The sequence below is a fragment of the Flavihumibacter profundi genome, from assembly GCF_020076305.1.
In the GTDB taxonomy this organism is placed as follows: Bacteria; Bacteroidota; Bacteroidia; order Chitinophagales; family Chitinophagaceae; genus Flavihumibacter; species Flavihumibacter profundi.
On the sequence record NZ_JAIQXE010000002.1, the window covers coordinates 445094 to 471100 of the forward strand.

General features: G+C 43.4%; 28 protein-coding genes and 1 tRNA gene. 16 read left to right on the plus strand and 13 right to left on the minus strand.

What is annotated here, in order from left to right; translation table 11 throughout:
• Nucleotides 1-57 precede the first annotated feature (57 nt).
• Nucleotides 58-402 carry a hypothetical protein gene (locus tag LAQ65_RS11665; RefSeq protein WP_224117145.1) on the minus strand — a complete coding sequence of 115 codons (345 nt, stop codon included), beginning with the start codon at nt 400-402 and terminating at the stop codon, nt 58-60.
• Nucleotides 403-591: 189 nt separating this feature from the next.
• On the opposite strand from LAQ65_RS11665, the gene LAQ65_RS11670 reads away from it, so the two are divergent.
• Nucleotides 592-885, plus strand: a complete 294-nt coding sequence (locus tag LAQ65_RS11670; RefSeq protein ID WP_224117146.1) for a helix-turn-helix domain-containing protein — start codon at nt 592-594, stop codon at nt 883-885.
• Between the two features lie 152 nt (nt 886-1037).
• Here the strand turns inward: LAQ65_RS11670 and LAQ65_RS11675 are convergent, their stop codons facing one another.
• From LAQ65_RS11675 to LAQ65_RS11690, 4 genes are all read right to left on the minus strand, one after another.
• Entirely contained in the window at nt 1038-1484 is a 447-nt protein-coding gene (locus LAQ65_RS11675; protein WP_224117147.1) for a hypothetical protein, read from the minus strand.
• 25 nt (nt 1485-1509) lie between these two features.
• Nucleotides 1510-2505: a hypothetical protein gene (locus LAQ65_RS11680; RefSeq protein ID WP_224117148.1), complete on the minus strand. Its 996-nt coding sequence runs from the start codon at nt 2503-2505 to the stop codon at nt 1510-1512.
• Between the two features lie 170 nt (nt 2506-2675).
• A complete protein-coding gene (locus LAQ65_RS11685) occupies nt 2676-4220 on the minus strand; it encodes a DNA primase family protein (protein ID WP_224117149.1) in 1545 nt (514 codons plus the stop codon).
• Nucleotides 4221-4309: 89 nt separating this feature from the next.
• On the minus strand, nt 4310-5197 hold the full coding sequence (locus LAQ65_RS11690; RefSeq protein WP_224117150.1) for a hypothetical protein: 888 nt from the start codon (nt 5195-5197) through the stop codon (nt 4310-4312).
• Between the two features lie 611 nt (nt 5198-5808).
• Here LAQ65_RS11690 and LAQ65_RS11695 point away from each other — a divergent pair.
• Nucleotides 5809-6318, plus strand: a complete 510-nt coding sequence (locus LAQ65_RS11695) for an NUMOD4 domain-containing protein (protein ID WP_224117151.1) — start codon at nt 5809-5811, stop codon at nt 6316-6318.
• 77 nt (nt 6319-6395) lie between these two features.
• Here LAQ65_RS11695 and LAQ65_RS11700 read toward each other — a convergent pair whose 3' ends face one another.
• From LAQ65_RS11700 to LAQ65_RS11720, 5 genes are all read right to left on the minus strand, one after another.
• Complete coding sequence (locus LAQ65_RS11700; RefSeq protein WP_224117152.1) at nt 6396-7625, minus strand: site-specific integrase; 1230 nt, start codon at nt 7623-7625, stop codon at nt 6396-6398.
• A 220-nt stretch (nt 7626-7845) separates the two neighbouring features.
• Nucleotides 7846-7919: transfer RNA gene (locus LAQ65_RS11705), tRNA-Asn, on the minus strand.
• A gap of 72 nt (nt 7920-7991) precedes the next feature.
• Nucleotides 7992-8363 (minus strand): Rieske (2Fe-2S) protein, encoded by a 372-nt coding sequence (locus LAQ65_RS11710; protein ID WP_224117153.1) that lies wholly within the window; start codon nt 8361-8363, stop codon nt 7992-7994.
• The gene (gene hflX / locus LAQ65_RS11715) at nt 8360-9550 is read right to left on the minus strand and encodes a GTPase HflX (RefSeq protein ID WP_224117154.1); all 1191 of its coding nucleotides are present in this window, start codon (nt 9548-9550) and stop codon (nt 8360-8362) included. Before hflX ends, LAQ65_RS11710 begins: the two co-directional genes overlap by 4 nt.
• Nucleotides 9551-9637: 87 nt before the next feature.
• On the minus strand, nt 9638-10378 hold the full coding sequence (locus LAQ65_RS11720) for an outer membrane beta-barrel protein (protein WP_224117155.1): 741 nt from the start codon (nt 10376-10378) through the stop codon (nt 9638-9640).
• A 173-nt stretch (nt 10379-10551) separates the two neighbouring features.
• On the opposite strand from LAQ65_RS11720, the gene LAQ65_RS11725 reads away from it, so the two are divergent.
• Nucleotides 10552-11502, plus strand: a complete 951-nt coding sequence (locus LAQ65_RS11725) for an NAD-dependent epimerase/dehydratase family protein (RefSeq protein WP_224117156.1) — start codon at nt 10552-10554, stop codon at nt 11500-11502.
• Here the strand turns inward: LAQ65_RS11725 and LAQ65_RS11730 are convergent.
• Nucleotides 11426-12532, minus strand: a complete 1107-nt coding sequence (locus tag LAQ65_RS11730) for a Gfo/Idh/MocA family oxidoreductase (protein WP_224117157.1) — start codon at nt 12530-12532, stop codon at nt 11426-11428. The two genes, LAQ65_RS11725 and LAQ65_RS11730, sit on opposite strands and share 77 nt — an antisense overlap.
• Before the next feature lie 31 nt (nt 12533-12563).
• Nucleotides 12564-12740 (minus strand): hypothetical protein, encoded by a 177-nt coding sequence (locus LAQ65_RS11735; protein WP_224117158.1) that lies wholly within the window; start codon nt 12738-12740, stop codon nt 12564-12566.
• A gap of 235 nt (nt 12741-12975) precedes the next feature.
• Here LAQ65_RS11735 and LAQ65_RS11740 point away from each other — a divergent pair, with 235 nt between their 5' ends.
• Genes LAQ65_RS11740 through LAQ65_RS11795 form a run of 12 tightly spaced genes read left to right on the plus strand, consistent with a single transcriptional unit; the run spans nt 12976 to nt 23100 of the window.
• Nucleotides 12976-13326 carry an NADH-quinone oxidoreductase subunit A gene (locus tag LAQ65_RS11740; protein ID WP_224117159.1) on the plus strand — a complete coding sequence of 117 codons (351 nt, stop codon included), beginning with the start codon at nt 12976-12978 and terminating at the stop codon, nt 13324-13326.
• A complete protein-coding gene (locus tag LAQ65_RS11745) occupies nt 13317-13868 on the plus strand; it encodes an NADH-quinone oxidoreductase subunit B (RefSeq protein WP_224117160.1) in 552 nt (183 codons plus the stop codon). Before LAQ65_RS11740 ends, LAQ65_RS11745 begins: the two co-directional genes overlap by 10 nt.
• On the plus strand, nt 13865-14317 hold the full coding sequence (locus tag LAQ65_RS11750; protein WP_224117161.1) for an NADH-quinone oxidoreductase subunit C: 453 nt from the start codon (nt 13865-13867) through the stop codon (nt 14315-14317). The genes LAQ65_RS11745 and LAQ65_RS11750 overlap by 4 nt, the downstream gene beginning before the upstream one ends.
• Before the next feature lie 9 nt (nt 14318-14326).
• Nucleotides 14327-15481, plus strand: a complete 1155-nt coding sequence (locus tag LAQ65_RS11755) for an NADH-quinone oxidoreductase subunit D (RefSeq protein ID WP_224117162.1) — start codon at nt 14327-14329, stop codon at nt 15479-15481.
• 15 nt (nt 15482-15496) lie between these two features.
• The gene (nuoH, locus tag LAQ65_RS11760) at nt 15497-16573 is read left to right on the plus strand and encodes an NADH-quinone oxidoreductase subunit NuoH (RefSeq protein ID WP_224117163.1); all 1077 of its coding nucleotides are present in this window, start codon (nt 15497-15499) and stop codon (nt 16571-16573) included.
• A gap of 17 nt (nt 16574-16590) precedes the next feature.
• Nucleotides 16591-17067 (plus strand): 4Fe-4S binding protein, encoded by a 477-nt coding sequence (locus LAQ65_RS11765; protein WP_224117164.1) that lies wholly within the window; start codon nt 16591-16593, stop codon nt 17065-17067.
• Nucleotides 17064-17597, plus strand: a complete 534-nt coding sequence (locus LAQ65_RS11770; protein ID WP_224117165.1) for an NADH-quinone oxidoreductase subunit J family protein — start codon at nt 17064-17066, stop codon at nt 17595-17597. Before LAQ65_RS11765 ends, LAQ65_RS11770 begins: the two co-directional genes overlap by 4 nt.
• Nucleotides 17594-17908: an NADH-quinone oxidoreductase subunit NuoK gene (nuoK, locus tag LAQ65_RS11775; protein WP_224117166.1), complete on the plus strand. Its 315-nt coding sequence runs from the start codon at nt 17594-17596 to the stop codon at nt 17906-17908. The genes LAQ65_RS11770 and nuoK overlap by 4 nt, the downstream gene beginning before the upstream one ends.
• A gap of 5 nt (nt 17909-17913) precedes the next feature.
• Nucleotides 17914-19842 carry an NADH-quinone oxidoreductase subunit L gene (nuoL, locus tag LAQ65_RS11780; protein ID WP_224117167.1) on the plus strand — a complete coding sequence of 643 codons (1929 nt, stop codon included), beginning with the start codon at nt 17914-17916 and terminating at the stop codon, nt 19840-19842.
• 10 nt (nt 19843-19852) lie between these two features.
• Complete coding sequence (locus LAQ65_RS11785; RefSeq protein ID WP_224117168.1) at nt 19853-21340, plus strand: complex I subunit 4 family protein; 1488 nt, start codon at nt 19853-19855, stop codon at nt 21338-21340.
• Nucleotides 21341-21356: 16 nt separating this feature from the next.
• A complete protein-coding gene (locus tag LAQ65_RS11790) occupies nt 21357-22763 on the plus strand; it encodes an NADH-quinone oxidoreductase subunit N (RefSeq protein WP_224117169.1) in 1407 nt (468 codons plus the stop codon).
• A 10-nt stretch (nt 22764-22773) separates the two neighbouring features.
• Nucleotides 22774-23100 (plus strand): hypothetical protein, encoded by a 327-nt coding sequence (locus tag LAQ65_RS11795; protein ID WP_224117170.1) that lies wholly within the window; start codon nt 22774-22776, stop codon nt 23098-23100.
• On the opposite strand, the gene LAQ65_RS11800 is transcribed toward LAQ65_RS11795, so the two are convergent.
• A complete protein-coding gene (locus LAQ65_RS11800; RefSeq protein WP_224117171.1) occupies nt 23070-24866 on the minus strand; it encodes an ABC transporter ATP-binding protein in 1797 nt (598 codons plus the stop codon). The genes LAQ65_RS11795 and LAQ65_RS11800 overlap by 31 nt on opposite strands.
• 115 nt (nt 24867-24981) lie before the next feature.
• On the opposite strand from LAQ65_RS11800, the gene LAQ65_RS11805 reads away from it, so the two are divergent.
• The gene (locus LAQ65_RS11805; protein WP_224117172.1) at nt 24982-25845 is read left to right on the plus strand and encodes a restriction endonuclease; all 864 of its coding nucleotides are present in this window, start codon (nt 24982-24984) and stop codon (nt 25843-25845) included.
• The last annotated feature ends 162 nt before the right edge of the window (nt 25846-26007 follow it).

The window sequence follows — 26007 nt, forward strand, 5'->3', positions numbered from 1 at the left end:
TAGTGATCAATTTGAAGGTTAAAAAATGAAAAGGCGGTTTTAGCCGCCTTGCCTGTGTTATACTGTAACTCTGGAAATAGGCTTTTCCAGCATCATCATAGGTTTCTCATCTGGTACATACACATAGGTGTGGCTGAGGATAAGTATTTCCCCAGTTTCTTTAACTGTGTATTCATAAGATTCTGCTTCGACGCGATCTATGCGTCCCGGCATTTGTCTTCCAATTAAGGATTTGGCAATCTCCTCCGAAAAAGTGGAAGAAATAGTGCACCGCTTGGCAGTTGCATAAAACCTTCCGGTTTCTGTGGATTGTATCATTTCCACATCACCAGATAATTCCAGAGCGATAAAAGATTTTCCTTCATTGCTCTGCCGAACAAAATAATTTGAGATAGTAACCATTTTAAAATGATTTTAAATTTAAGAATGGCTTCAGCCTAGGAGCTTAAAATAGTTTGAGCACCCGGGGCATGGAAGCACTGTCAGAAGCAAGGGGGGGAGGTGTTGGCACCGGGCAAGAGTGTGGGCCTATATTTAAAGTACCGGTACCCCAATAAACTTAGGGTATTTCATAAATTGAGGAAAAGACTAATGAGACCCTCTATTATCCTTCAAGGAATAACACTGGATGAATTCCTGTTCCAAATCGAATCGATTATTGATAAGAAAGTTCAAGAGGCAGTAGACCGCCTGCAAAAACCAAATGCTTATAAATTCATGAATGCAAAAGAGGTAAGCGCTTGGCTACAAATTAGTACCGTCACCCTGCATAATTGGGCTAAAGCAGGTAATATCAAACAGCACCGGGTAGGTTCCAAGGTCCTTTATCGCTCTGACGAAGTTGAAGCTGCTTTAGCTGGGAAGAAATTTAAAAGACGGTGGTAGAATCAAAAATGCTATAGTATTAATAATAGGATGGGAGTACCTGATTGTTCTGGAATGGCTTAAAAAATGAACCTTTTTTATGGGGTGTTTAAATGGCTATATTTAAAATAGTATCTTTTTAAGATTTAAATAAGTGAAATATGTTATAATGGTTACTCCTTCACACCAATGAATATGTAATATTTCTCTGGACTCATCAAAGGGCCAGTAACAATTTGGAAACTGATTCTTTTAAGTTCAGGTTCGTAGGTGAAATCTAAACCATCACCAAATCCGGTATCTGATCCAACCACATCTATATTACCACTTTTCTGAGGCTTTACTTTACCTGAAAAAATTGGTGATGATTCTTCCGTATTTTTCTCCACGATAAAGGGAGGTAATGGACCGTTGCTTAATTGTTTGATTGAATAGGTGTTGCCTCCAGTTTTTGAAACCTGTATTTTAAAATTGAAGTCTTGATAGCCAAAGTTCGTTTCATGTAAAAAACCTGTGTAATTGCCTATAGGCAAATCAATCCCTACTGTAGAAGGAGCAGCACTTTTTTTGCATGATATTAATATAGCCGAAAATGTAAGTATTGCAATTAGATATTTCATAATAATTTTTATTTAGTTGGTGGATTCAATTAGAAGCATAACTATAACTCATGTATTGTGAGCCATCAATTTTAATTTCAGTTATATATCCATCATTATTAAAGGTGTAAGTTGGCAATATGGTTTTATTCACTCCGGAAGGTGTTTTGTATGAAATGCTCGATAGGCATTTTGTTCCATAAAAAATATTTATTGGATAACTTGAGCCAATATTCGTTGATCCAAAAAGGGAATACGCTTTCTGAAATGGATCAATAAAATACATAAATGGGCTAATAAGTTTCCAGTTAGTTTCCTGATTTGAATATGAAATTTCGGCGGTTCCTAATAACACTTTTTTCCCGTCGTAATACCTGATTTTGGATGGGTCTTTAAAACTATTCATTTCATATTCCTCATATGCATAAGGTTTGTCCTGATATGTTTTAGTCACCTTTGATATATCTCCAGTTACCAATAAACCTGCCTGCCATTTCGGATGTTGATATATGGGTAATGTATCTTTACTGCAAATGATGGGATCGAAAGTGGCTTTTAAGTAATATACAGAATCAACTACTTGGTACCCATTAGTGAAATGGTCGGCAATCAGATAGGAAAGATCCGTTGAATAAGGTAATTGAGTCATTTGTATATCATCTCCTGTATTTCCTGCTAACCCGGTAATTTCATCACCTGTATAGGTAACTGTATATTGGTTTGAAGTAGTGGGGTCTCCAGTAAGGTGATGGTTGATAATTTTGGCAAGATGGTATTTTCCGGCGTCTTGAGGTGAATCATCGGGTTTGGAGCAGCTTAAGATTGTAATGAAAATGGTTATTAGGCACATTAAAGCCTTTAAATTGATTTTCGGCATATGGTTAAGGTTTAATAAAAAAATGGCGTGGAACTTAGCAATTACCTGCGCCTGAAGGAGGGTCGAATCTCCTGTACAACAAGGTAACGTAAGTCCACGCCGTAGCGTGGCACTTATCATATACCTCCCCGTTGTACTTTCAAATTTTCGACCTTTCTCAGACATCAGGAGCGTATAGCTAAATGCTACAATATAGGGTTTACGAAATTTATGTTTTCATAAATTGGTTCTTAAGTTTGATTGCAATTTAGCCTCTTTCGAGGGTTTTTTAAAAAATGTCATTATCTATATTAGATCTTGGCCAATAATATTTTGTAAAAGGATCATTCATTCATTCACTCACTCGATTTTTCCACCATAGGTTCCGATTGTTTCTCTGATGAACTTAGTGAATGAAGTGAATCATTTTCGAAGACTTTGTTCTGAGCAAATACATATATACTGCCACCAGCCCCTAACCTTTGAGAATGAAATCCTAGTGCTTTTAATTTTTCAGAAAATTTCCTTGTACTTATGCAATGAAAATGATTACCCCTGCAATGATGTAAATATTCAGTGTATAAATCTCGAAATGAAATTTTGTGTGTTGAGCTTTGAACGATTCCTGATTCCTCAAAATAACTTAGGACAGTGTCGGAATTTATTTTGAACGAATTTAAGGTTTCTTGAACTATAGTATTTTTACTGAAATTTTTATTTTCTAGCAATCTATTCAAGCCACTCAATATCCAGTTGAATACCCCAGCTAGTTCATTATTTATAATTTCTTTTGCCAATGATGCATTCCGTTCATTTTCTGGGATAGTTACATTAAAGGGTATTATAATAAATCTTCTGTAAAAAGCTTCATTATCTTCTACGTTTTGTGGTAGTTCATTGCAATTGAAACATAGTCTTGCATAATTTGTTATTATTACGGAATTTTGATACTTTAATCTTGCTTGAATTGGCTCCCCTGAAGTTAGTAATTTGAAAATTTCAGTATCAATATTTGGCTTGTTGTCACTCCCATAATTTAGAAGCTTGTTGGCAATTAAGTATCTGTTATGTTCCTGTGTTAAATTTGAAAGTGAAAAGTTGGAAACATTTTCTTGCCCTAGTAATGCATTTATTATTTCAAAGAAAACGGACTTCCCATTTGCTCCTGATCCATATAAAAGCAAACATTTTTCAAGCTTTAAGTTTTTCGCGAAAATATACCCCATAAATTCAGCTAATATGGATTGTACTCCGTTATCAGGTAGTACCCTATCAAGATATCTTTGAAATATAGGTGCTGTGGCTTTTTCATCAAAATTGAAGTTTAGCTGATAAGTTAATCTATCTTCATTCCTAAATTCTCTAAGAAATTGTCCTTTATCAGTTATTTCAAAAGTGCCGTTTTTTAGGTTTATCAGAATTTTTGGTTCACTCTTTGACACCATCATATAATCATTTTCTGACGCTATAAACTGCCTATATAATTGGTCCCTGAATTTATAATACTGTGCCAAAGTCCTCGGGACGCCCATTTTTTGTGCCATCTCACCTAAAAAAAGTTTGAAACTTTCAGTATTTAAGGATTTCCAATATTCCCCATTGTATAAATGTGGATAATCATTAAAAGGCTTTAAATTCACATTGATTTGATTGGATATGCGTTTCAACTCATCAATTGATGAAACAACAAGTACTCTTTCATTGATCTTTTCAGATTCACTTAGATTGGAGACCGCTCTAAAATCTGTTTGCATAATTGCAGAAAGTAATTGTTTCAATGTGCTATCAACTGTTGAAAGGCTTTTATGTTCTTTCAGTGGAACATTTGGTTGAACTTCTGATTTTTCAGTAATTCTAATTCTTTCTGTTACTAGATGTCTCTTTTTTTGTGTGATTTGCATAAAATAGATGCTACTAATTTTATGTAGCATAACAAAGTAACTCTACCTATAAAGGGTTTAGGGTAAACTAGTAAGAGGGCTTACTAATCTTACCGTTTTAAGATTTTTGAAAAAAAAGTATCAATTTCTTTCTTCCCTTTAACTTCTATTGTACCATTATACGATTTACTCAAATTTACGGCCGTAAATGGCTTCCCATTTTTACTTATAAATCTTCGAGATTTTGCAATTGTTGCCCATAAGTTTTGGACATTAGGAAAAAGTTTACTTAAAATGTATGCTGCTTGTCTAGTTTCACAGCCAAATTGTATTAATTCCGTCTTTATCAAATTTGGCTGTGATGTAAGAATTCTTACAAAAGATGATTCGGTTGTTAAATCCTTATTTATAAAATCTCCTGATTCTAAATTTAATTCATTATAGATTTGGCTAAGTGACGCTTCTGGTCCTTGGTATACGAGTTGGTATTGATGTATTTGTGATTTCTTGGTGCCTTTTTTCTGGACAGTATTTACTCCTTGCTTTTGAATAGTTTGCTTTAGACTAATTATCAAACTCTGTAATCTTCTGGAATAATCTACAAGGAATAATTTTAATTCATCAGATTCAGGTTGCTCGGAAATTGAAAGGAATATTTTTCTGAAATCTATTGATATGTAGTTTGAAAACTCTTCTTTATATAATGCATCTTCAATTATTATTGGAAGAGCAATTTGGATTTCAGATTGAAGATTCTTTTCTAAATTGTAAAGGACAGTTTGGAGTGCTTTTTGAAGTGTTACGATATCCCTGCCATCTGTGAAGGGATTAAATCTTGAATCATCCTCATCATATTCGTATATCCGGTAATCATTTTTGGCATCGTAAGTTACATTCTCTATAAAATGTGAAGATATTTGTGGATTTCTAAAATCGTGAATGAACTTGTTTAAGCCTTCAGATGTGAGTAGGGTAGTAATTTTATTTAGAATCCTCATTTTGTATTATGTTTCGGATAAGAATCATTTAGAGAAATATTATTTTAAATATATATGTTCTAATTATTCATTCCGTTCATTCACTCATATTTCTTAAAAAGCGGCAAATAAAAGCCTGTAAAAGCTTGGTAATTAACAAAATAAGAATTATATTTGTATTATATATAAAAGGTTGATTTATATTAAAATTAAACTTCCTTTTAATTTAGCATTGCGATTTTGCAAGCAATTATTTTTTAACTAAAGAACAAAAAATATGCTTACGAAAAAGCAAACAAGGCAAAAGAGATTCTGGTCATCTAAAGGCACAGAACTTATAAATCAAATTGAAGACTCTTCCGGAGTGCCAGTTTTTTTAACTGGTTTTAAAACTCACTTACAAAAGTTGAAGGAATTGGTCCAGCGGTTCCCGAATAACAAATTTTATGCTTCTTTATGGAGGCAATCAAAACGGTATTCATTTAGTCCAAAACAATTGTCTAGCATTTATGAATGCTACGATAAGTGGATAAATAAGTTGCAATAGGGATCAAAAATAATTTAATAAAATTAGAGACATTTTTCTCTTTACAAGATAGCCCAAATCATTGGGGAAAGTAAAGCATAGAAAAATGGATGTACTAATTTGGAGGCCTGTGAAAAACTATGAGGGCCTATATGAAATAAACAAAGACGGCGAAGTAAGAAGCCTTCATAAAAGGAATTTTGAGAAAATAATGCCACAGAGAATTGGAAGAGGAGGGTATAACACTGTTCGGCTAAGTAAAAATGGCAGGGATTCTACTAAGTATGTCCATAGATTATTGGGTTTTGCTTTTATTATTAATCCTGATAATAAACCAATAATTAATCATAAGGACTGCAATAAACTTAACAATCACATTGATAATTTGGAATGGGTAAACCAAAGTGAGAATATGAAGCATGCCTATAATGCTGGTGTATTATATAAGAATCTAGGCGCAAATCATCACGAAGCAGTAAGGCTTCAATCAATGGAAACTGGTGAACTGTTTGAAACTATAAAGGAGGCTGCTGAGAAAGCAGGAGTTAATTATAACACATTTAGGAACTCCCTAAATTCAGGTACTAATTATGACTACTTAAAAATAGCTGGATAATTAGAATGGCTACTCACAATAGGTACAGAGGCATTTTTTTAGTTTGCCTCTTTACCGAATAAGTGAGTAGCTCTCTGTTAGTTTCCTTTTTTTCTTGCTTCTTCCAGTTTGTCCCTTAATCCTTGCATGTCCTGACTGATTTTCAAATCTGAAACTACTGCATATTGGGCCGTTATTTTTGTACTCGTATGGCCTAATATTTTACTGATTGTTTCCAATCCAATTCCATTTGCCAGTGCAATTGTAGTTGCAAATGTTCTTCTGCCCACATGGGAGGTTAGGCTTTTATTGATTTCACACAGTTCAGCTATTTCATGTAAGTAGGCATTGAATTTCTGTAGGCTATAAAAATCAAAGAGTGGTTTATTTGAATTTGCATCTTTATTATTATACCGATCTATAATTTCCTCCGCCTCAAATAGTAGTGGTATAGCTGCCCTTACGTCTGTCTTCTTCCTTCTTGTAATAATCCATTTAGTACCATCAATACCCGGTGCTATATTGCCGAATGTTAATTTAGCCATATCGCTATAGGATAAGCCAGTATAGCATTGGAAAAGAAATAAATCTCTTACTAAGGTTAAACGTTCCAATCGGAATTCCTTCTTTTTTATAATGGTTAATTCATGGAGAGTAAGGTATATACGGTCTACATCCTTGTAGGATGCTTTAAAATGATCGAATGGGGAATCTTCTAACCATTTGTTCCGAATACCTAGCCCCAATATCTTTTTAAGATTTTTTAGGTATTTGGTAGCTGTATTATGTTCATTGCCGTCATGGTTTTTAAGATAAAAATCAAAATCAGCCATAAACTTAATGGTGAGGTCCTTAAGTCGTATATCCTTTTTTTGGTAGGTAAGTGCTATAAATGCCTCCAATTTCCGACGTAGGATATCATATTTCTCGAATGTTGAAGGAGCATAGTCGGTTCCGATTCTTGCTTGAAAATCATTATTATGGTATTCCACTAGCTCTAATAATGTGTGGTTAGCCGTGTCTTTCCCAAAAAACCTATCAATAAGAATTTCTAGGTTCAGATCTCCTTCTTTAAGCATTTCTGTAAATAGCTCCATTAACCTAGCCTTGGTATGCGCAATGTAATTGTTGATTTGAACCGCATCCTCTTTAGTACCCCTAACCAATCCTTTTTGCTGATCCCATCTATTGGATATTATTGCAAACCCGGTAGAAATGTTTTTTCTGCTGGTCTCATAACTTATACGCAGATATATGGGGGTTTCACCTTTTTTGTTGGTTTTAGCCTTAAAGAGCCAGAAAAGTATATTAAAATTATTTTTTGCCATGTTAGCCTTGTTTTTGGGAAATTAAATGGGGTGGGGTTTAGAGTTATTTTTCAAACTCAATACAGAAAAGGGTTTCCGAGGAAAAAGTGGTAACCTTTATTTTGAATGATGGTAACCTTTTTGGTAACCTCTCCTGACGATATTGGGGTGATTTCAGGAATGCTCGCAAACAAAAAGTCCTCGCAAAACTTACGTTCTGCAAGGACTTTTATCTTTTCCGCTCCCCCTGCTGGACTTGAACCAGCGACCCTCTGATTAACAGTCAGATGCTCTAACCAACTGAGCTAAGGAGGAATAACCACCTGCCGAAGCAGATTCCCTTTTGGGGAGTGCAAAAATAGGGATTTTCTGCACCGTACAAAATTTTTAGTGGGGATTTCTACTGAAAAAACTGAACAGCCCCTTATCCTCTACACCTACATATACTCCAGACTCGCGCAATTCAACGGGCCAGTGCTTTAAATAATATCCCTCGCCGCTCACATTACGGCCATTCGCCATATTAAACTTATAGCGGTGCAAGGGACAAACTACATTGCCCAGGGCATCAATGAAGCCTTCGGCAAGTAAGCCGCCGGCATGCGGACATTTATGCGCAAAAGCAAAGAGCGCACCCTTGTGCCGCCCCACGCAGATGGATTTGCCATCCAGGTTGGCCACAGCCAGCTCGTTGGGGCCAAAATCCAGCTCCGCCTCGCTTTCGGCTATCTTATGCCATTGGTAGGTCTTCCCGCTCACTCGTAAAGGAATTCGGTCTTGTACGGATACCGCTCACGGTATAACTGCCGCACTTTTTGCAGGATGGTGGCACGCAATACTTCAACATTGCGTTTCTCAATGGCGGAAATAAACACGCAATTGCCCAGGGTCTCATTTTCCCAGCGCTCGCGCAATTCCTCCAGGATCTGGTTCTTTACCGCCGGATCCAGCCATTCATCAAAACAGTTTTTCTCGTATTGGTCCAGCTTGTTGAAAATCGTAATCACCGGCTTCTCGGTTACTTTCAGCTCCTGCAGGGTCTTGTTCACCACATTCAACTGGTCTTCGTAATTCGGGTGTGATAAATCGACCACATGTAATAAGATATCGGCTTCCCGCACTTCATCCAGCGTGCTTTTGAAGCTTTCTACCAGGTGGTGGGGCAATTTGCGGATAAACCCTACTGTATCACTTAACAGGAATGGCGTGGTCTCAAATACCACCTTGCGTGTAGTGGTATCAAGGGTTGCAAAGAGCTTGTTCTCTGCAAATACCTCGCTCTTGCTCAGCATGTTCATGATGGTGCTCTTCCCTACGTTGGTATAGCCCACCAGGGCCACCCGTATAAATTCACCGCGGTCTTTCCGCTGGGTAAATGCCTGCTTGTCTATCTCGGATAACCGGCGCCGTAAGAGAGCAATTTTTTCCTTTACTATCCGGCGGTCGGTTTCAATCTCCGTTTCACCCGGACCCCTGGTTCCGATACCACCGCCCTGGCGCTCCAGGTGTTTCCACATCCCTTTCAGGCGGGGTAGCAGGTACTGGTACTGGGCCAGCTCTACCTGGGTTTTGGCCTGCGCCGTTTTGGCACGGCGGGCGAATATATCCAGGATAAGGTCCGAACGGTCAATCGTCTTTACGCCAAGGGCCTTCTCGATATTAATGATCTGTGAACCGGTTAGCTCATCATCAAAAATCACCAGGTTAACATCCCTGCCGGTGATATAGTCCTTGACTTCTTCCAGCTTTCCCTTTCCAATAAAAGTCTTGCTGTCGGGGTGTGCCAGCTTCTGCATAAACCTTCTCACCGTAATGGCCCCGGCGGTTTCTGCCAGGAAGGCCAGTTCCTCAAGGTATTCCTTCACCTGCATCTCGTTCTGGTCTTTCTGGATAACCCCTACGAGCACAGTTTTTTCATTTTCTTCTATCTGCTTAGTTTCTATCAATATTTATTCAGTTAAGGCCACAAAATTAATGTAAAAAGCGGGCCACCGGGACCCGCTTTTCATTTCCTGCCGATATAAGGCTATAATTTATAATCCGCTTAGCGTCAAACCGATTGAAAAGGGATGCACCGCCGGACCAGCATTATCCTTGAATAAGGGGTTAAGCTGGTAAGCTCCGTACAAGGTGAATGGACCATATCCTACCCGCATGGTTGCTGCAAACCGGGTGGTATTAAAATACCGCTTGGTAGACTCTTTCATAATAAAAGAATTCACAGCGGCGCCAGATTTGCTCACCTGGTCCTTGCCCTTGGTGTGCGCACTCAGCATTGTCCCGAGTTTCATACCAAGCGCAAACTTGAAACTGTTATTCGTATTCAATGGGTTCGATACAAAGCGAAATTCAACCGGGATCTCGGCCCAGGCTTCTGTTAATTTGAATTTCTTGAAATGGGTGGTGTCTTTAACGTCACTAAAAACTATAACAGGTGTATGCCCGGCTATCTGGGCTTCCTGCTTGTCAAAATATATATTGCTGGAACCAATGCCTAGTCCACCTGCTATGCTGAACCTTGGATCGCTTTTAAAGGGTTTATCCAGCATAAAATAAAAATTGAGGTGCCGGCCAAATCCTTTTGTGCGGATGGTATCCGGGGCGCTTCCCCAGCCATCATAACCTGCCTGGATCATAAAATGGTCGTTTGCTCTTCCGCTCAGGGTTACTTTACTCCAGTCTTTTTTGCCATTTTTCTTTGCGGTTGTATCGGTTTGCGCCTGAACGCCCATCACCAGCATCACGGCAGCCAGTGCTACTAAAAGTTTTCTCATAAAAGTTGATAAAGAACAAAACTATCGGTCCGGACCTAAGTGCCGTCCCTCCTTACTGTTAATGTTAAGAAAAATCCCGTTTTTTTACGGAGACGCAAAAATAGGGGCTTTGGGCGGGAATCTGGTAAAAAGCAATACATACAAGATATATTTGCCATATCAAAACCCTTCCAATGCAAACAATCTTAGGTTCCGGTGGTGCTATTGGCAAACCCCTTGCCCTTGAACTGGCTAAATATACCGGCAATGTCCGCCTGGTCGCCCGTAATCCACAAAAAGTGAATGCCACAGACGAACTGTTCCCGGCCGACCTTACTAACAAAGAACTGGTTGATGCGGCTGTTAAGGGATCTGAAGTTGTTTACCTGGCAGCCGGACTGGAATACAAATTGTCCGTTTGGCAACGCGATTGGCCCCGTATCATGGAAAATGTAATTGAAGCCTGCGTCCGCCACAAGGCCAGCCTGGTTTTTTTCGATAATGTATATATGTATGCGCCGGAAGAAATTCCGCATATGACCGAAAAGAGCAGGGTCAACCCTTGCAGCGAAAAAGGGAAAGTCAGGGCCACACTGGAAAAAATGATTTTCGACGCCACCCGGGACCGGCAATTGCATGCGTTAATAGCCCGGAGTGCCGATTTTTATGGCCCGGCAATCAAAACCAGTATGCTGAAAATGATTGTCGTTGATAATTTCCTTAAAGGCAAGAAAGCGATGTGGCAGATGGATGCCACCAAAATCCATTCTTTCACCAATACCGAAGATGCCGCAAAAGCTACCGCTCAATTGGGCAATACCCCGGATGCCTATGGACAGGTCTGGCACCTTCCAACCTCCCCGGAGAAATTGACCGGCAGGGAATTCATTGAAATGATTGCGGCCATGATGGGCACCAAACCACGCTACACCATCCTTAACCGCACCATGTGCACTATCCTGGGCATCTTCATCCCCGTCTTAAGGGAATTGAAAGAGATGATGTACCAGAACGATCGCGACTACTTTTTCGACAGCAGCAAATTTGAACAGCGTTTTGGCTGGGGGGCTACCCCTTATCGCCAGGGTATAAAGGTGATGGTAGAGGATGCTTTAAAAGAAAAGGCTCAATCCCAAGGTCAATAACCCGTTTCTCAGCGCTGCTTTTAAATGCGGCATCAATAATGCGCATCGTTTTCACCGCATCGCTTGCCGGTACCGGATTAGCAGCCTGGCCGGTAATCGCTTTGTACACGTCGTCATAGTAAAACATATAATTGCCGGATGAGGAGGTTGTCGACTGTTTTACTTCCAGCCCGTTAATGGTGGCATGCAAAAAGCCATCGGGTTGGCTAAGTGGCGGACACCAGTTACCCATAGAGGGATTCACATTGGCCAGCAGTTGCTGCTCCTGCAGGTCAGACCTTTCCTGCATAAAACTTCCGAGCATCCCGTTCAGGATATAGCCCGGGTATTGTGCACGGGCAACCAGCGAAGCCTTGAGCCGTACCCGCATTTTCTGGTACATGAGGATCAGTTCAAAATAATCATTGGCCTTAACACCTTCCCGCATGACACAGATATCAGCGAATAACGCTTTCGGCCAGCCGAATAACTGCAGGGCCTGGTCAATCAGGTGCGACCCCAGGTCGTGCAGGTTGCCTGCCCCCGCGAGTTCACCTTCCTTATGCTCCTTTCCGCTGGGGTCCACCCGGTAGCGGTCGTAACGGATCTGCACTTCTACCAGTTCACCGAGGACACCCTGGTGAACAATATTTTTTAACGCCCCGAAATCGCCATCATACCGGCGATTCTGGTAAACGCTGAGGAATCCATTGGTCTCTTTGGCAATCCTGTCGAGCTCTTCAGCTTCATCACCATTCGTGGTGAAAGGTTTTTCCGCAATTACTTTTTTGCCGGCCAGCAAAGCAGCTTTCACATATTCAAAATGCGTTTGCACAGGCGTGTTCACTACTATTAATTCAAGTGCAGGATCTGCAATGAGCTCCTCAAAGGATCGGTAAATCCTGGCATTGGGATACCTTTCCCGCGAATCATTTTTATGCCGTTCAACTATACCCGACAATTCAAAATTGGGATGGTTTTCAATAAACGGGGCGTGGAATAATTTGCCGCTCATGCCATAGGAGCAGATGCCTGTTTTTATTTGCTGCATGTTATAAGAATAATGGTGTTGATTAAAAGTATTAACCCTGGTTAGCCGAAATTAACTGGTTTAATCCAATTCCCGGCTTATCATCAACCCGGGTGCCGGCCTTCTTAAATAAGACATCCTTACCAGGTAGCCACAGGTCAGGCCAAAGAAACCGGCATTTTTCGTGGTTAAACCCGGAATGGACCGGAAGGTTGGGGAGCTGCTTCATATAAAACAGGTTTAAAGGTGGTTTATATCGAAATTGAAATCTAATGAATAATTCTTCAATGGCTATTGGTAAAAAACCTGATTTATATCAACTTTTTTATCGGCGGGAATCAATGTTTTTCAAATGTTAACAGGTTAGGTTTGGTGCAGGAAACACAAGACCCAAATATTTTTTGCCGTAAAAATTTGTATATTTCTAGAATAGTCAGCAGGCTATAACCAAATAATCTTTTAGTATGGGCTCCGCTTCATTGATTGCGCTTGCCCTTGCCGCCATTCTCTTCTCGGCAGGGGGTATACTTGTAGCAAAGCTACTGGTAAAGGGATCTTCCAATACCCAGAAGGGGCAGGCTTATGAATGTGGGATTCCATCTGTCGGTTCACCCTGGAACCAGTTCAATATCGGTTATTACCTGTTCGCCCTTATCTTCCTGATTTTTGATGTGGAACTTATTTTCCTCTACCCATGGGCGGTAGTCGTTAAGAAAATGGGACTGGTTGCTTTGGCAGAGATCATTGTATTCCTGTATATATTATTCATGGGCTTTTTATATGCCCACAAAAAAGGGGCATTGAAATGGATGTAAGAGAAGAGATCCGTGAAAAGAACAAGGACTTCCCCGGGGAAGTCCATCCTGTGCTAGGTGGTGGCATAATGTTAAGCAGTTTCGATGATATCGTTAACTGGGCCAGGTCCAACTCCTTATGGCCACTGACCTTTGCTACCAGTTGCTGCGGTATTGAAATGATGTCTGTGGCTTCTTCCAAATATGATTTTTCACGGTTTGGGTTTGAAGTGGCCCGTGCTACACCCAGGCAGGCTGATGTGATCATCATTGCCGGGACTATCGTGAATAAAATGGCGCCGGTCCTGAAACGGTTATACGACCAGATGGCCGATCCGAAATACGTCATTGCCATGGGTGCCTGCGCTATCAGCGGTGGCCCCTTTTTCTATAATACCTATTCTGTTGTGAAAGGCGCTGACCATATCATCCCGGTTGATGTTTATATCCCGGGTTGCCCGCCAAGGCCCGAAGCTTTATTGCATGCCCTTATTGCTTTGCAGGAAAAAATTAAAAGCGGTCTCACCAGGGAACAGATCCGCGGGGAAAAACCACAGCCATGACCACAGAAAACTTTAAAGAATACATAACCCGGGTCCTGCCCGCCGCCATCTTTGATGAAAGCGGGGAATGGCTGAATGTACTGATCGACCCGAAGGACTGGAAAAGCCTGGCGCAACAACTCAGGGATTCGGAATTTGATTTCAATTACCTGTTTTGCCTTACCTGCATCGATTGGAAAACACATTTAACCATGGTTTACCACCTCTCATCTACCGGCCACAGGCAAACGATAGTGATCAAGGCCAACCTCGACCGGGCCAATCCTGAAATCGAAACGGTGTCTGGTATCTGGCGCACCGCCGAATTCCATGAGCGGGAAGTGTATGAGCTTTTTGGGGTAAAATTCCTGAACCATCCCGACCTGCGGAGACTGATCCTGACCGATGATTTTGAAGGTTACCCGTTGCGGAAAGATTTTGAAGACCCGGTAAACATGATCAAACTGTAAAACCCCAACATGTACACCGAAACACAGATCATAAAATCAGGTGCGCCGGCTTCAATAGCAGGCGCTTTGGATGGAACCGGCGAGCTGGTGATCAATGTTGGTCCGCAGCACCCCGCCACCCATGGCGTATTACACCTGGTGATCACCTTAAACGGGGAGACCATCAGGAAAATAGAACCACACCTTGGTTATATACACCGCTCCATTGAAAAAATGTGCGAGAGCCTCAGTTACCGGCAATTCATTTATGTGACCAGCCGCATGGACTACCTCTCTTCCCATATCAATAACCACGCTTGTGCATTAACGGTAGAAAAAGGCCTGCAGCTGGAAATACCGCCAAGGGCGCAGGTCATCAGGGTTTTGATGGATGAGCTTACCCGTGTCGCCTCCCACGAATTATGGTGGGGAGCCATGGCGATGGACCTCGGGGCTTTCACCCCATTCTTCTACGCCTTCCGTGAAAGGGAAACGATTACCGATATTATGGAAGAGACCTGCGGCGCCAGGCTTACCATGAATTATATTTGTCCGGGTGGCGTGAACTATGATATCCATCCCAATTTCCAGCGCAGGGTTAAGGATTTCATCCAACTTTTCAAATCCAAGATCCACGAATACGATGAACTGGTAACCGGCAATATTATTTTCCAGAACAGGATGAAAGGCGTTGGCACCTTATCCCGGGAAGACGCCATCTCTTTCGGTTGTACCGGGCCGGTAGCCCGCGGAAGCGGGGTGAGCTCCGATATCCGCAAGCTCTTCCCTTACGAAATCTATGACAAGCTCAATTTTGAGGAAATCACGGAAACAGCCGGCGATTCATTTGCCCGCTACATGGTAAGGATAAGGGAGATGCACCAATCCATCAGCATTATTGAACAACTGATCGACAATATCCCGGAAGGCGATTTCCAGGCCAAGACCAAAGCCGTTTTAAAATTGCCTAAAGGGGAGTTTTATTCGCGCGTTGAGACAGCCCGCGGTGAATTGGGCGTGTATATCGTGAGTGAAGGCGGAACCACACCCTACCGGATCAAATTCAGGTCGCCGGGTTTTTCCAATTTGTCGGCACTGGACCATATGGCCAGGGGCAGCAAACTGGGCGACCTTGTAGCGATGATGGGAACGCTCGACCTCGTAATTCCGGACATAGACCGATAAACAAAAAAACCAGCGATGTTTAGCTTAGAAGGCCTTACAAATTCTTTACAGCAATGGCTGGCCGCAAATTTCAGCGCCGGCTGGGTACTGGTCATTGAAAGCATTATTGTGATCCTGCTGGCCATTGCCTTGTTTGCGGTACTCGGATTAATTCTCGTACTCATGGAAAGGAAAGTTGCCGCACACATGCAAATCAGGCTTGGACCAAACCGCGTTGGGCCCCAGGGTATGTTCCAGACTACTGCAGACACGCTTAAGCTGATCATGAAAGAGGGACTTACACCAGACGGTGCCGATAAATTCCTGTTTAACCTCGCACCATTCGTGGTGATGATTGTCGCCATGCTCTTACTGGCACCCATCGCCTTTGCAAAAAATTTCCAGATCTGGGATATTAATATCGGCGTCCTCTTTGTTTCGGCAGTTTCTTCCATTTCCGTCATTGGTATCCTGATGGCAGGATATTCCAGTAATAATAAATATTCATTGCTGGGCGCCATGCGCAGCGGCGCGCAGATTGTGAGTTATGAATTGTCAGCCGGACTGTCCATTATTTCCATCGTGGTATTGACCGGCAGCCTGCAGCTTTCCGACATTGTGGCTTCCCAGCAAAACGGCTGGTGGTTGTTCAAAGGACATATCCCCGCACTCATTGCTTTCGTCATATTTATTATAGCCGTCACAGCGGAGACCAACCGCGCCCCTTTTGATATGGCCGAAGCGGAATCTGAATTGACCGCAGGCTTCCATACCGAATATTCCGGGATGAAATTCGCGCTGTTTTTCCTGGCCGAGTATATCAATATTTTTATTGTTTGTGCCATTGGCGCAACCTTGTTCCTGGGCGGATGGATGCCCCTGCATTTCGGTAACCTGCAGGGTTTCAACCACCTCATGGACTATATTCCTTCTTCTATATGGTTTTTTGGCAAGGTCTTTTTCCTGATTTTCCTGATCATGTGGTTCCGGTGGACTTTCCCAAGATTACGTATTGACCAGTTGTTGAACCTGGAATGGAAATATCTTTTACCGATAAGTATGCTGAACCTGCTGGTGATTACCATTATGGCCATTATGGGTTGGCATTTCTAATGTATTAATAAACGCAAATGTTTATAAAAGACTATATCTCGGATGTGTACAAGGCGGTCCGGTCATTACTGACCGGGATGAAAACGACCGGAAAGTATTTTATCCATCCCGGTGAAATCATCACGCAGCAATATCCCGAAAACCGCGACCAGCTGCATCTCCCGGAAAGGTTCAGGGGTGAAGTGGTGATGATCCACGATGAAAACAATGAACACGCCTGCACAGGGTGTACGGCCTGTGAACTGGCCTGCCCGAATGCCACCATTAAGATCATTACCAAATTCGATATATCGCCGGAAGGGAAAAAGAAGAAAGCACTGGATACGTTTATTTATCACCTTGAATTGTGCACCATGTGTAACCTATGTATACAGGCCTGCCCGACCGATGCCATTAAAATGGCGCAGAATTTTGAACATAGTGTGTATGACCGGAGTAAACTGACGAAAAAACTGAACCAACCCGGATCTAAAATAAAGGAGGGGGTAGAATGAACGCATCAGCAATTGCTTTTTACGCTATTTCAGCTTTTATCCTGGGTGCAGGAATATTGGCTGTTACCACCAGGAAGATATTCCGCTCTGCCATCTGGTTGTTGTTTTCACTGATAGGCATAGCTGCTTTATACTTCTGGATGCAGGTAGAGTTCATCGCCGCATTGCAGATCATTGTCTATGTAGGCGGCATTGTTGTATTAATCATCTTTTCCATTTTCCTTACCCAGAGCTCGGGTGAAAAAATGAAGGCCCCAACGGCCAAACGAAATATTTTCGCGATCCTGGCCGCATTATTCGGCTTTGCGTTTTCTGCTAACCTGATCCGCGAATACGGCTTCCCCGCAACAGCAGCACAGCCTTTTGAAGTGAAGGTTTCTGATATCGGTGAAAGGATGCTCAGCCTTTCGGACTACGGCTATGTGTTGCCGTTTGAACTGGTGAGTGTTTTGCTGCTGGCCGCAATGATTGGCTGTATTGTGATCGCAATGAAACAAACAGTACCTGTAAAAAAGGAGGAAACAATATGAACAGCATTCCATTGACGCATATCCTGTTTGTCAGTACCGCCCTGTTTTTTATTGGCATGTATGGCTTGTTCACCAGGCGTAACATGATCACCATGCTGATGTCAGTCGAATTGTTACTGAACAGTGTCAATATCAATTTTGTAGCCTTCAATAAATACCTCTACCCGGGAAACCTGGAAGGGATATTCTTTACGATGTTCATCATTACCATTGCTGCTGCAGAAGCTGCTGTGGCTATTGCCATCATCATTAACCTCTACAGGAGCCATCAGTCTATTGACGTGGAAGACGCTACCGATATGAAATATTAAAGTCTATGCTAAACGTTGCCTATATAGCCGCTATCCCGCTTCTGCCACTGGCCTGTTTTGTGGTATTGGGATTGTTCGGTAAAGAATATTTCAGCAGTTCAGCCGGATTCCTTGGAACGGTTGCACTGGCAGGTTCTGCTGTCTTGTCCCTGCAGGTTGCCTGGCAGTATTTTTTTGTGGAAGGGAAAGTGAATGGTATTTACCAGCAGTTGACACCCCTGAAACTGACCTGGTTATCATTCAGCCCGTCCCTGTCTATTGACCTTGGAATTATCCTGGATCCCATATCGGTGATGATGATCGTGATCGTGAGTTTTGTTTCCCTGATGGTGCACATCTTCAGTTTGTGGTATATGAAGGGGGAAGAACGTTTTGCTACCTATTACGCCTTCCTTTCACTGTTTACGTTCTCCATGCTGGGACTGGTTCTTTCCGCTAACTTATTCCAGATCTATATTTTCTGGGAGCTTGTAGGCGTCTCCTCTTTTTTACTGATCGGCTATTATTACCAGAAACCATCCGCGGTGGCTGCTGCAAAAAAAGCATTTATCGTTACACGGTTTGCTGATTTTGGTTTCCTGGTCGGCATCCTCGTCCTGGCTTTTTACAGCAATACCCTTGATTTCGGGACATTGATCGCCAGGTTGACAGACGCGTCATCCGCTCCATCCCAGGCCATTCATACAGCCTCATTTTTAGGGATTTCCGCACTCACCTGGGCATTGGCGCTTGTATTTACCGGCGGTGCGGGTAAGTCGGCCATGTTCCCCCTGCATATCTGGTTGCCCGACGCGATGGAAGGCCCTACACCCGTTTCGGCCCTCATCCATGCCGCTACCATGGTAGTGGCCGGTGTTTCCCTCGTGGCCCGGTTATTTCCTTTATTCAGCCTTGACCCTGCAGTACTTACCCTAATCCGTTATACAGGGATAATTTCAGCCTGTATAGCCGCAATCATTGCCTGCACCCAAACCGATATTAAAAGGGTGCTCGCTTTTTCCACCATGTCGCAGATCGGGTATATGATGTTTGCGCTGGGCCTCTCACCGGAGGGCGGCGATAACAGCCTTGGTTATATGGGTTCCATGTTCCACCTCTTTACCCATGCTTTCTTTAAATCATTGTTATTCCTTTGCGCCGGCGCTATTATTCATTTCGTACACAGCAATGATTTACGCGATATGGGCGGACTCAGGAAATTAATGCCAATTACCCATATAACTTTTTTAGTTGCCTGCCTGGCCATTGCCGGTATTCCGCCCTTTGCGGGCTTCTTCAGTAAGGAGGAAATCTTAATGGCAGCCTCCGAATCCAATAAGGCAATCTATTTACTGGCACCTGTTATAGGGGGGCTTACGGCTTTTTATATGTTCCGCTTATACTTTTCCATTTTCTGGAGTAAGGCTGCTGTTCAGGAGAACCACCATGGGGAAGGAAACATCTGGATGAAAATCCCGCTCCTGATTTTGGCTGCCTGTTCCTTGCTGGCCGGGCTATTGCCATTTTCTGAATTTATCACCGCAAATGGCCGTCCCCTCGAAACGCATATCAATTTGGGTTTTTCCGTGGTACCGGTATTACTGGCTGTTACAGGCATTGCGCTTGCTGCATGGCTATACAAAACAGCCAATGATAAACCGGCTAAACTGGCAACATCCCTTGGTGGCTTTTACCAGGCCGCCTATAAAAAATTCTATATCGATGAGCTATACCTGTTCATCACCAAAAAAATACTTTTTAACCTGGTAGGCCGGCCGGCTGCCTGGTTCGACCGGAATATTGTGGATGGTACCATGAACCTGCTGGCTTCAACCACTGCAGCCATTTCGGACCTGGTCAAAGGCTGGCAGTCCGGCCAGGTGCAACGGTATGCTATCTATTTTTTCGGTGGCATCTTTACGCTGGGTGTAATATTCATTTACCTGTGGAAATAAATTATAACAAATGAACCTCAACCTGCTCATATTAGTACCGATGCTTACTGCCATTGGTATCTTGTTTTGTAAGGGACTGAAACAGGTGCGGGCCCTTTCCCTGGTGGGTGCACTGGTTCAGTTGGCGCTTGCCTTTAACCTGCTGGTGAAGTATCTCCAGGAAAGGGCCGCCGGCAATAACGCGGCCATGTTATTTGACTATAAGCAGGCCTGGTTCACCGCCCTGAATATCAATTACCATATTGGTGTGGATGGCATTTCCATTGCCATGATCCTCTTAACCGCATTTGTTGTAGTGGCTGGTGTACTGGTGTCCTGGACCATGGAAACCCTGAACCGCGAGTTTTTCTTCCTCCTGGTCTTCCTTAGCCTGGGTGCCTATGGATTCTTTATTTCCCTGGACCTCTTTACCCTTTTCTTTTTCCTGGAATTGTCAGTAATCCCGAAATTCCTGCTGATCGGCATCTGGGGAAGCGGCAAGAAAGAATACAGCGGTATGAAACTGGCCCTGATGTTAATGGGCGGGTCGGCATTGCTTTTTGTCGGACTGGTTGGACTTTATTTCAACACCGCGACTAATGGTGGCAGTTATACCTTTGACCTCCTGGAAATTGCAGCAAGGAAAATCCCTGTGCATGCCCAGATGATCTTCTTCCCGTTTGCATTTCTCGGCTTCGGCATCTTCACAGCGATATTTCCTTTTCATACCTGGGTGCCCGATGGCCATGCTTCCGCACCTACTGCGGCTTCTATGTTCCTGGCAGGTATTTCCATGAAACTGGGTGGTTATGGCTGCCTGCGCGTGGCAACATTCCTGATGCCCGACGGCGCCGCTGCATATTCCTGGATCATCATCCTGCTGGCCACTATCGCAATTATCTACGGGGCATTCGCGACCATGATGCAGACTGACCTGAAATATATTAATGCGTATTCTTCGGTTAGCCATTGTGGTTTTGTATTGCTGGGCATTGGCATGCTCACGCAAACATCGGTTACCGGTGCAGTGTTACAAATGGTTTCGCATGGACTGATGACTGCCCTTTTCTTCGCGGTTATTGGCATGGTCTATAGCAGGACACATACCCGCCAGGTTGCCCAGTTGGGTGGATTATTAAAAGTGATGCCCTTCATCTCTTCTGTTTTTGTTATTGCGGGCCTGTGTTCACTCGGCTTGCCGGGCTTCAGTGGCTTTGTGGCAGAAATGACTGTCTTTATGGGATCCTGGCAAAACCCCGATCCCTGGTACCGATTCGCCACCATCCTGGCCTGCGCATCAATTGTAGTAACTGCAGTGTATATACTCAGGGCAACCGGCCAGACTGTTATGGGACCCATCACGGCAGCTCACCAGGAATTGGGCGATGCGGGCTGGAATGAAAAAATGGCTGCTGTCTTACTGGTCGCCGGCATTTTAGTAATTGGCGTTATGCCTTTCTGGCTCAATGACCTCGTTCAGCCGGGAACCACATTGATCATGACAAAATTCTTACGGTAACACCTAACCCTATACGATGAACGATCTATTTATAATATTGAAACAGGAGCTCCTGCTCACGATCATCATCTTTGTGTTGCTGACACTGAAGGTCGGTAAAGAGATGGGCAATGCCCGGTTATTGAACCTGGTGAACTTCCTGTTGGTGGTGAATTTCCTTGCAGGTTTCTTTTTCCCGCAGGATGGCATCCTCTTTAATGAAATGTACCATACCAATGCTTTGGTCATCCTGGAGAAAAATATCCTGAACCTCGGCACCCTCATCATTTCCCTGCAATCTTATGCCTGGCTTAAAGACCACCAGCATGTATCAGAGTTTTATATTCTTTTGCTGAGCACCCTGCTGGGTATGTTCTTCATGATTTCTTCCGGTAATTTATTGATGTTCTACCTGGGACTGGAACTTTCTACGATTCCGCTGGCTGCCATTGCGAATTTCGACCTGGGAAAAAGAAAATCGTCCGAAGCGGCCATGAAACTGATCATCTCTTCGGCTTTTTCATCGGGACTATTGTTATTCGGTATCTCCCTGATTTACGGCACTACGGGTACCGTCGGCTTTGCAGGTATCACGACACATATCAGCGGTAATCCGTTGCAGGTATTCGCTTTCATTCTGTTACTGGCGGGATTTGGTTTCAAGATATCTGCCGTCCCTTTTCACCTCTGGACCGCCGATGTATATGAAGGGTCGCCCGTTGCTGTTACCTCATACCTTTCCGTGATTTCAAAAGCCGCAGTCTTATTTGTTTTTGTTTCTGTGCTGTATACTGTTTTCAAACCTTTGGCTGATAGCTGGTATTATATGGTTTCCCTGCTGGCAGTTGTATCCATTACTGTAGGTAATTTATTCGCCATACGGCAGGAGAACTTCAAACGGTTCCTGGCTTTCTCTTCCATTGCGCAAGTGGGATTTATCCTGGTGGCGATTACCGGGTCTTCTGCTGCAGGCAGTACCGCAGTAGTTTATTTTGTGTTGATTTATGTCTTCTCCAACCTGGCCGCATTCGGTGTAATATCATTGGTAAGTGCAACTACAGGCAGGGAAAGTATCAGCGATTATAAAGGTTTCTACAAAACAAACCCGGTTTTATCCTGGGTGATGGCGATCGGGCTTTTCTCGCTTGCAGGCGTACCGCCAACAGCAGGATTTTTCGGTAAATTTTTCCTGCTCATTGCAGGTGCAGGGAAGGGCAATTATATACTGGTTACTATTGCAGCGATGAATATGATCATCTCTTTGTATTATTACCTGCGGGTGATCAAGGCAATTTTCATGGATAGCAATGAGCAGCCGATCCAACCGGTTGTTATTCCGGCTTATCCAAAACTGGCCTTCCTGATTTGTATCGCAGGCATTGTTTCCATTGGTTTTGTAAGGTTTGTGTATGACTATATCCAATCATTGAGTATCGGATTTTAAAAAGAACGGTATGGCGATCAATAAAAATCATGAGTTTGAAGACCTGGAAGGCGTTAAATGTGCTATCGTTGAACGTAAAGCTTCTGCGGAGAGGCTGGCTTTCCTTAAACCCCTGCTCGAAGCCAATAATTTTACCGTGATTGCGGTGCCCACTGAAGATACGTTCACGATTGGGGTTACCGATGTGATGTTCAATCCCGTTAATGCCATTTTTGGCCGCCTGCTAAAAACGGAAAGCGGCCAGGTTGTAAGCCTTGCTTATTGGAAGCAGCAACAGCAGGAACCTGTTGATGGTGAACCTATTCCTTATTTTGCCCGGAATGCCTCTTGTGATTGACTTTTCTCCAGCTCTTCCTGGTGTCTCCAAAGCTCACGGAAAAGCGGGCCATTTTCGCGCAGGTAATTGAAACTGCCTTCTTCAGCGACACGGCCTTGTTTCAGTACGATGATATGGTCAAAATGGACCAGCAGGTGCAGGCGGTGCAATGCTGAAACCACTACTTTATCTGCGCAGGCAGCAAAAAGATTGGCATAAATATGCGCTTCTGTTTTCGGGTCTACACTGCTGGTTGGTTCATCCAGCAAAATCACTTCACTTTCTTCAGCAGCAAGGATGCCCCGTGCCAGGGCAAGCCGTTGTTTTTGTCCACCTGAAAGGTTGACCCCTTTTTCCTGGATGGATGATTCCAGGCCTTTGGGCAGTTGGGCGATGACCTCGGTAAAATGTGCTGCTTCGCAAACTGCCCTGACCCTGCTTTCTTCAAAAGGCAGTCCCAGGGTAACATTGTAGGCGATGGTATTTTCGAAAATCTCCGGTTCCTGCGGGAACAAGGTTACTGATTGGTTCAGTGCATCAAGTGTAAGCGGCGTTCCGTCAACTGTTATTTCCAGTCCGGGTTCCGGGCTGTACAAGCCGCGCAGCAATGCCAGTATGGTCGTTTTCCCGCTCCCGCTTTCCCCGATAAGTGCTGTTTTTTTCCCTTTTTCGAGCACGAGGTTTATTTCATGGATGCTTTGTGGCGCATGTGCGTCGCTGTAAGAATCGCGGTGTGAAAAGCTGAGGCCTTTGATCACTATGCGCTGCCAGTTTTTGGGCAGTGCGGAAGGGTTGTCTGGCCTGTGTTCATCGGTATAGGCCGATGCTATACCGGATGCGGTTTGCACATCTGTATTGTACTGCACGATCTGGGTATACTGCCAGGCCACATCATGGAAAACACTGGTGAACTGGTTTACGTAGCCAAGCAGGGTAACCAGCCCGCCGACATAAAATACTTTAGCCGGGTCCCATTGCTGGTAAATATAGCCGAAGGTGATAACGCCATAGGTAACGGCCACCAGCATATCAGCCGTGAACCATTTCCATTCATTGATGATCACATTTCTCCGGAATGGTTTCAGCAGGTCTTTGACTTTTGAAAGCAGTCCGCTTTCCATGCTTTTTTCCAGCCGCAGGGTGATGACCGTATTGATATTGGACAAGCTGTCGAACAGGGTTGCGGAAATGATATGTTCCCTTTCATTCACCTCTTCCTGTGTTTTGATGAAGGGCTTGTCGAATTTGAAGATTACCCAAATGGTAAGTATGCCCAGCCCGATGCCGATACTGCCGAAAAGCGGGGAAAAATAGAGCATCGCAGCGAAGGAAAAGAAAAATTTGGATAAGGCATGGATATACAGGAAACCGCCGTCAAAAAAGCCCTTCAGGGCTTCGTAGGCTTTACGGATACGGTTAATGGTGGCCCCGCTGTGGTGGTCCTGGTGCCATTTTACCGGCAGGTGCAGCGCCTGGTGGTACCGCTCCTGCAGGAAGTTCCGGCTCAGGTTAAAAGCCAGCTGCCGTTCCAGGATTCGGGCCGGACCATGAAATGCCCATTCCGATAATTTTAATACGATAAAGGCCCCAACATACAGCATGGTGAAATGCAGCACCTGGTCATTGTGCTTCTGTACCTTATCAATGAACCAGCCGAATAGGATAGGGTGTGCGGCAGATATTATGTTAGCGCAGATAAAAAGGCCGTAAACGAAAACAAATTTCTGCTTTTCCTGGCGGGCATAGGTCCAGGCCGTTCGAAGGAGCGAGACATAAGGATTGGCCATACTAAGCAAACTTAATATTTCCCTAAACGATCCAATGAAAATAATAGCAGGTCCTATAACTTCATCATTCCCTATAAAGGCTATTTTAGTAACAGGGCCACTCAAAAAAAACTTTATGAACGGTAATGATGTAATCATCACAAAAGCATCGGGAATACAGGCTACTTTCTCGGAGGAGAAATTAAAGCAATCGCTGCTTCGCTCCGGTGCTGCCAATAATGTGGTTGATATGGTAGCAGCAGAAGTTAAGAGTAAATTATATGCCGGGATGCCGACAAAGAAGATTTACAAACTTGCTTATGGACTATTGAAAAAATATTCAAAACATGTTGCTGCAAAGTATAAAATAAAAATAGCGATCATGGAGTTAGGCCCATCCGGGTACCCGTTTGAAAAATACATTGCCGAACTGTTGAAAAACAATGGCTTTACTGTTAAGGTTGGTGAGATTGTTAATGGTCATTGTGTAAAACATGAAATTGATGTGATTGCTGAAAAAGAAGATAAGTACTATATGATTGAGTGCAAGTATCACCATGCCCAGGGAATAATCTGTACTGTCAAAATACCGCTATATGTTGAGGCCCGGTTCAGGGACGTGGAGAACGGATCGGATAAAGCTGCTGCAGACAGGACCAGGTTTCACCAGGGCTGGCTGGTAACAAATACCCGGTTTTCAACGGATGCGGTGCAATATGGAACCTGTGCGGGGCTGCACCTTGTAGGCTGGAATTACCCGTCCAAAGGAAGTTTAAACAACCTGATAGAAAAATCGGGCTTATATCCCTTAACCTGCCTGACCTCATTAACCAGGAAAGAAAAACAGTTGCTGCTTGACAATAACATTGTGCTCTGCAAAGAGATTTGTGAGAATCCTTCCTTGTTGAAGCTTGCCCATATCAGCGAACCAAGGATTAATAATATCCTGGGGGAAGGGCTGATGCTTTGTAAAGGCGGGACGGACCAGGGTGTAGCCTGAATGCCTGGAACCCTTTCCTGTATTGCTCTCCCCCTGCCGGACCTGCTTCAGGTCTTACCACCCGTATCCGTAGAAGGATAATACAAATATTGTTTGCCGTTAGTTTGGCGTTCTTTAAAGCAAGATCATAGCAGGATCATAGCGTCATGGAAGCACCTGCGT

What these genes read in the sequence shown, in the direction of transcription:
- LAQ65_RS11730 (WP_224117157.1), bottom strand. Translation starts at nt 12,532, where the DNA reads ATGCAGCAAATAAAAACAGGCATCTGCTCCTATGGCATGAGCGGCAAA.
- LAQ65_RS11665 (WP_224117145.1), bottom strand. Translation starts at nt 402, where the DNA reads ATGGTTACTATCTCAAATTATTTTGTTCGGCAGAGCAATGAAGGAAAA.
- LAQ65_RS11770 (WP_224117165.1), top strand. Translation starts at nt 17,064, where the DNA reads ATGAACGCATCAGCAATTGCTTTTTACGCTATTTCAGCTTTTATCCTG.
- LAQ65_RS11785 (WP_224117168.1), top strand. Translation starts at nt 19,853, where the DNA reads ATGAACCTCAACCTGCTCATATTAGTACCGATGCTTACTGCCATTGGT.
- LAQ65_RS11740 (WP_224117159.1), top strand. Translation starts at nt 12,976, where the DNA reads ATGGGCTCCGCTTCATTGATTGCGCTTGCCCTTGCCGCCATTCTCTTC.
- LAQ65_RS11765 (WP_224117164.1), top strand. Translation starts at nt 16,591, where the DNA reads ATGTTTATAAAAGACTATATCTCGGATGTGTACAAGGCGGTCCGGTCA.
- LAQ65_RS11685 (WP_224117149.1), bottom strand. Translation starts at nt 4,220, where the DNA reads ATGCAAATCACACAAAAAAAGAGACATCTAGTAACAGAAAGAATTAGA.
- LAQ65_RS11675 (WP_224117147.1), bottom strand. Translation starts at nt 1,484, where the DNA reads ATGAAATATCTAATTGCAATACTTACATTTTCGGCTATATTAATATCA.
- LAQ65_RS11745 (WP_224117160.1), top strand. Translation starts at nt 13,317, where the DNA reads ATGGATGTAAGAGAAGAGATCCGTGAAAAGAACAAGGACTTCCCCGGG.
- LAQ65_RS11695 (WP_224117151.1), top strand. Translation starts at nt 5,809, where the DNA reads ATGGATGTACTAATTTGGAGGCCTGTGAAAAACTATGAGGGCCTATAT.
- LAQ65_RS11720 (WP_224117155.1), bottom strand. Translation starts at nt 10,378, where the DNA reads ATGAGAAAACTTTTAGTAGCACTGGCTGCCGTGATGCTGGTGATGGGC.
- LAQ65_RS11790 (WP_224117169.1), top strand. Translation starts at nt 21,357, where the DNA reads ATGAACGATCTATTTATAATATTGAAACAGGAGCTCCTGCTCACGATC.
- LAQ65_RS11690 (WP_224117150.1), bottom strand. Translation starts at nt 5,197, where the DNA reads ATGAGGATTCTAAATAAAATTACTACCCTACTCACATCTGAAGGCTTA.
- nuoH (WP_224117163.1), top strand. Translation starts at nt 15,497, where the DNA reads ATGTTTAGCTTAGAAGGCCTTACAAATTCTTTACAGCAATGGCTGGCC.
- LAQ65_RS11750 (WP_224117161.1), top strand. Translation starts at nt 13,865, where the DNA reads ATGACCACAGAAAACTTTAAAGAATACATAACCCGGGTCCTGCCCGCC.
- LAQ65_RS11805 (WP_224117172.1), top strand. Translation starts at nt 24,982, where the DNA reads ATGAACGGTAATGATGTAATCATCACAAAAGCATCGGGAATACAGGCT.
- LAQ65_RS11800 (WP_224117171.1), bottom strand. Translation starts at nt 24,866, where the DNA reads ATGGCCAATCCTTATGTCTCGCTCCTTCGAACGGCCTGGACCTATGCC.
- LAQ65_RS11670 (WP_224117146.1), top strand. Translation starts at nt 592, where the DNA reads ATGAGACCCTCTATTATCCTTCAAGGAATAACACTGGATGAATTCCTG.
- LAQ65_RS11725 (WP_224117156.1), top strand. Translation starts at nt 10,552, where the DNA reads ATGCAAACAATCTTAGGTTCCGGTGGTGCTATTGGCAAACCCCTTGCC.
- LAQ65_RS11735 (WP_224117158.1), bottom strand. Translation starts at nt 12,740, where the DNA reads ATGAAGCAGCTCCCCAACCTTCCGGTCCATTCCGGGTTTAACCACGAA.
- LAQ65_RS11795 (WP_224117170.1), top strand. Translation starts at nt 22,774, where the DNA reads ATGGCGATCAATAAAAATCATGAGTTTGAAGACCTGGAAGGCGTTAAA.
- LAQ65_RS11755 (WP_224117162.1), top strand. Translation starts at nt 14,327, where the DNA reads ATGTACACCGAAACACAGATCATAAAATCAGGTGCGCCGGCTTCAATA.
- nuoK (WP_224117166.1), top strand. Translation starts at nt 17,594, where the DNA reads ATGAACAGCATTCCATTGACGCATATCCTGTTTGTCAGTACCGCCCTG.
- LAQ65_RS11700 (WP_224117152.1), bottom strand. Translation starts at nt 7,625, where the DNA reads ATGGCAAAAAATAATTTTAATATACTTTTCTGGCTCTTTAAGGCTAAA.
- LAQ65_RS11680 (WP_224117148.1), bottom strand. Translation starts at nt 2,505, where the DNA reads ATGTCTGAGAAAGGTCGAAAATTTGAAAGTACAACGGGGAGGTATATG.
- nuoL (WP_224117167.1), top strand. Translation starts at nt 17,914, where the DNA reads ATGCTAAACGTTGCCTATATAGCCGCTATCCCGCTTCTGCCACTGGCC.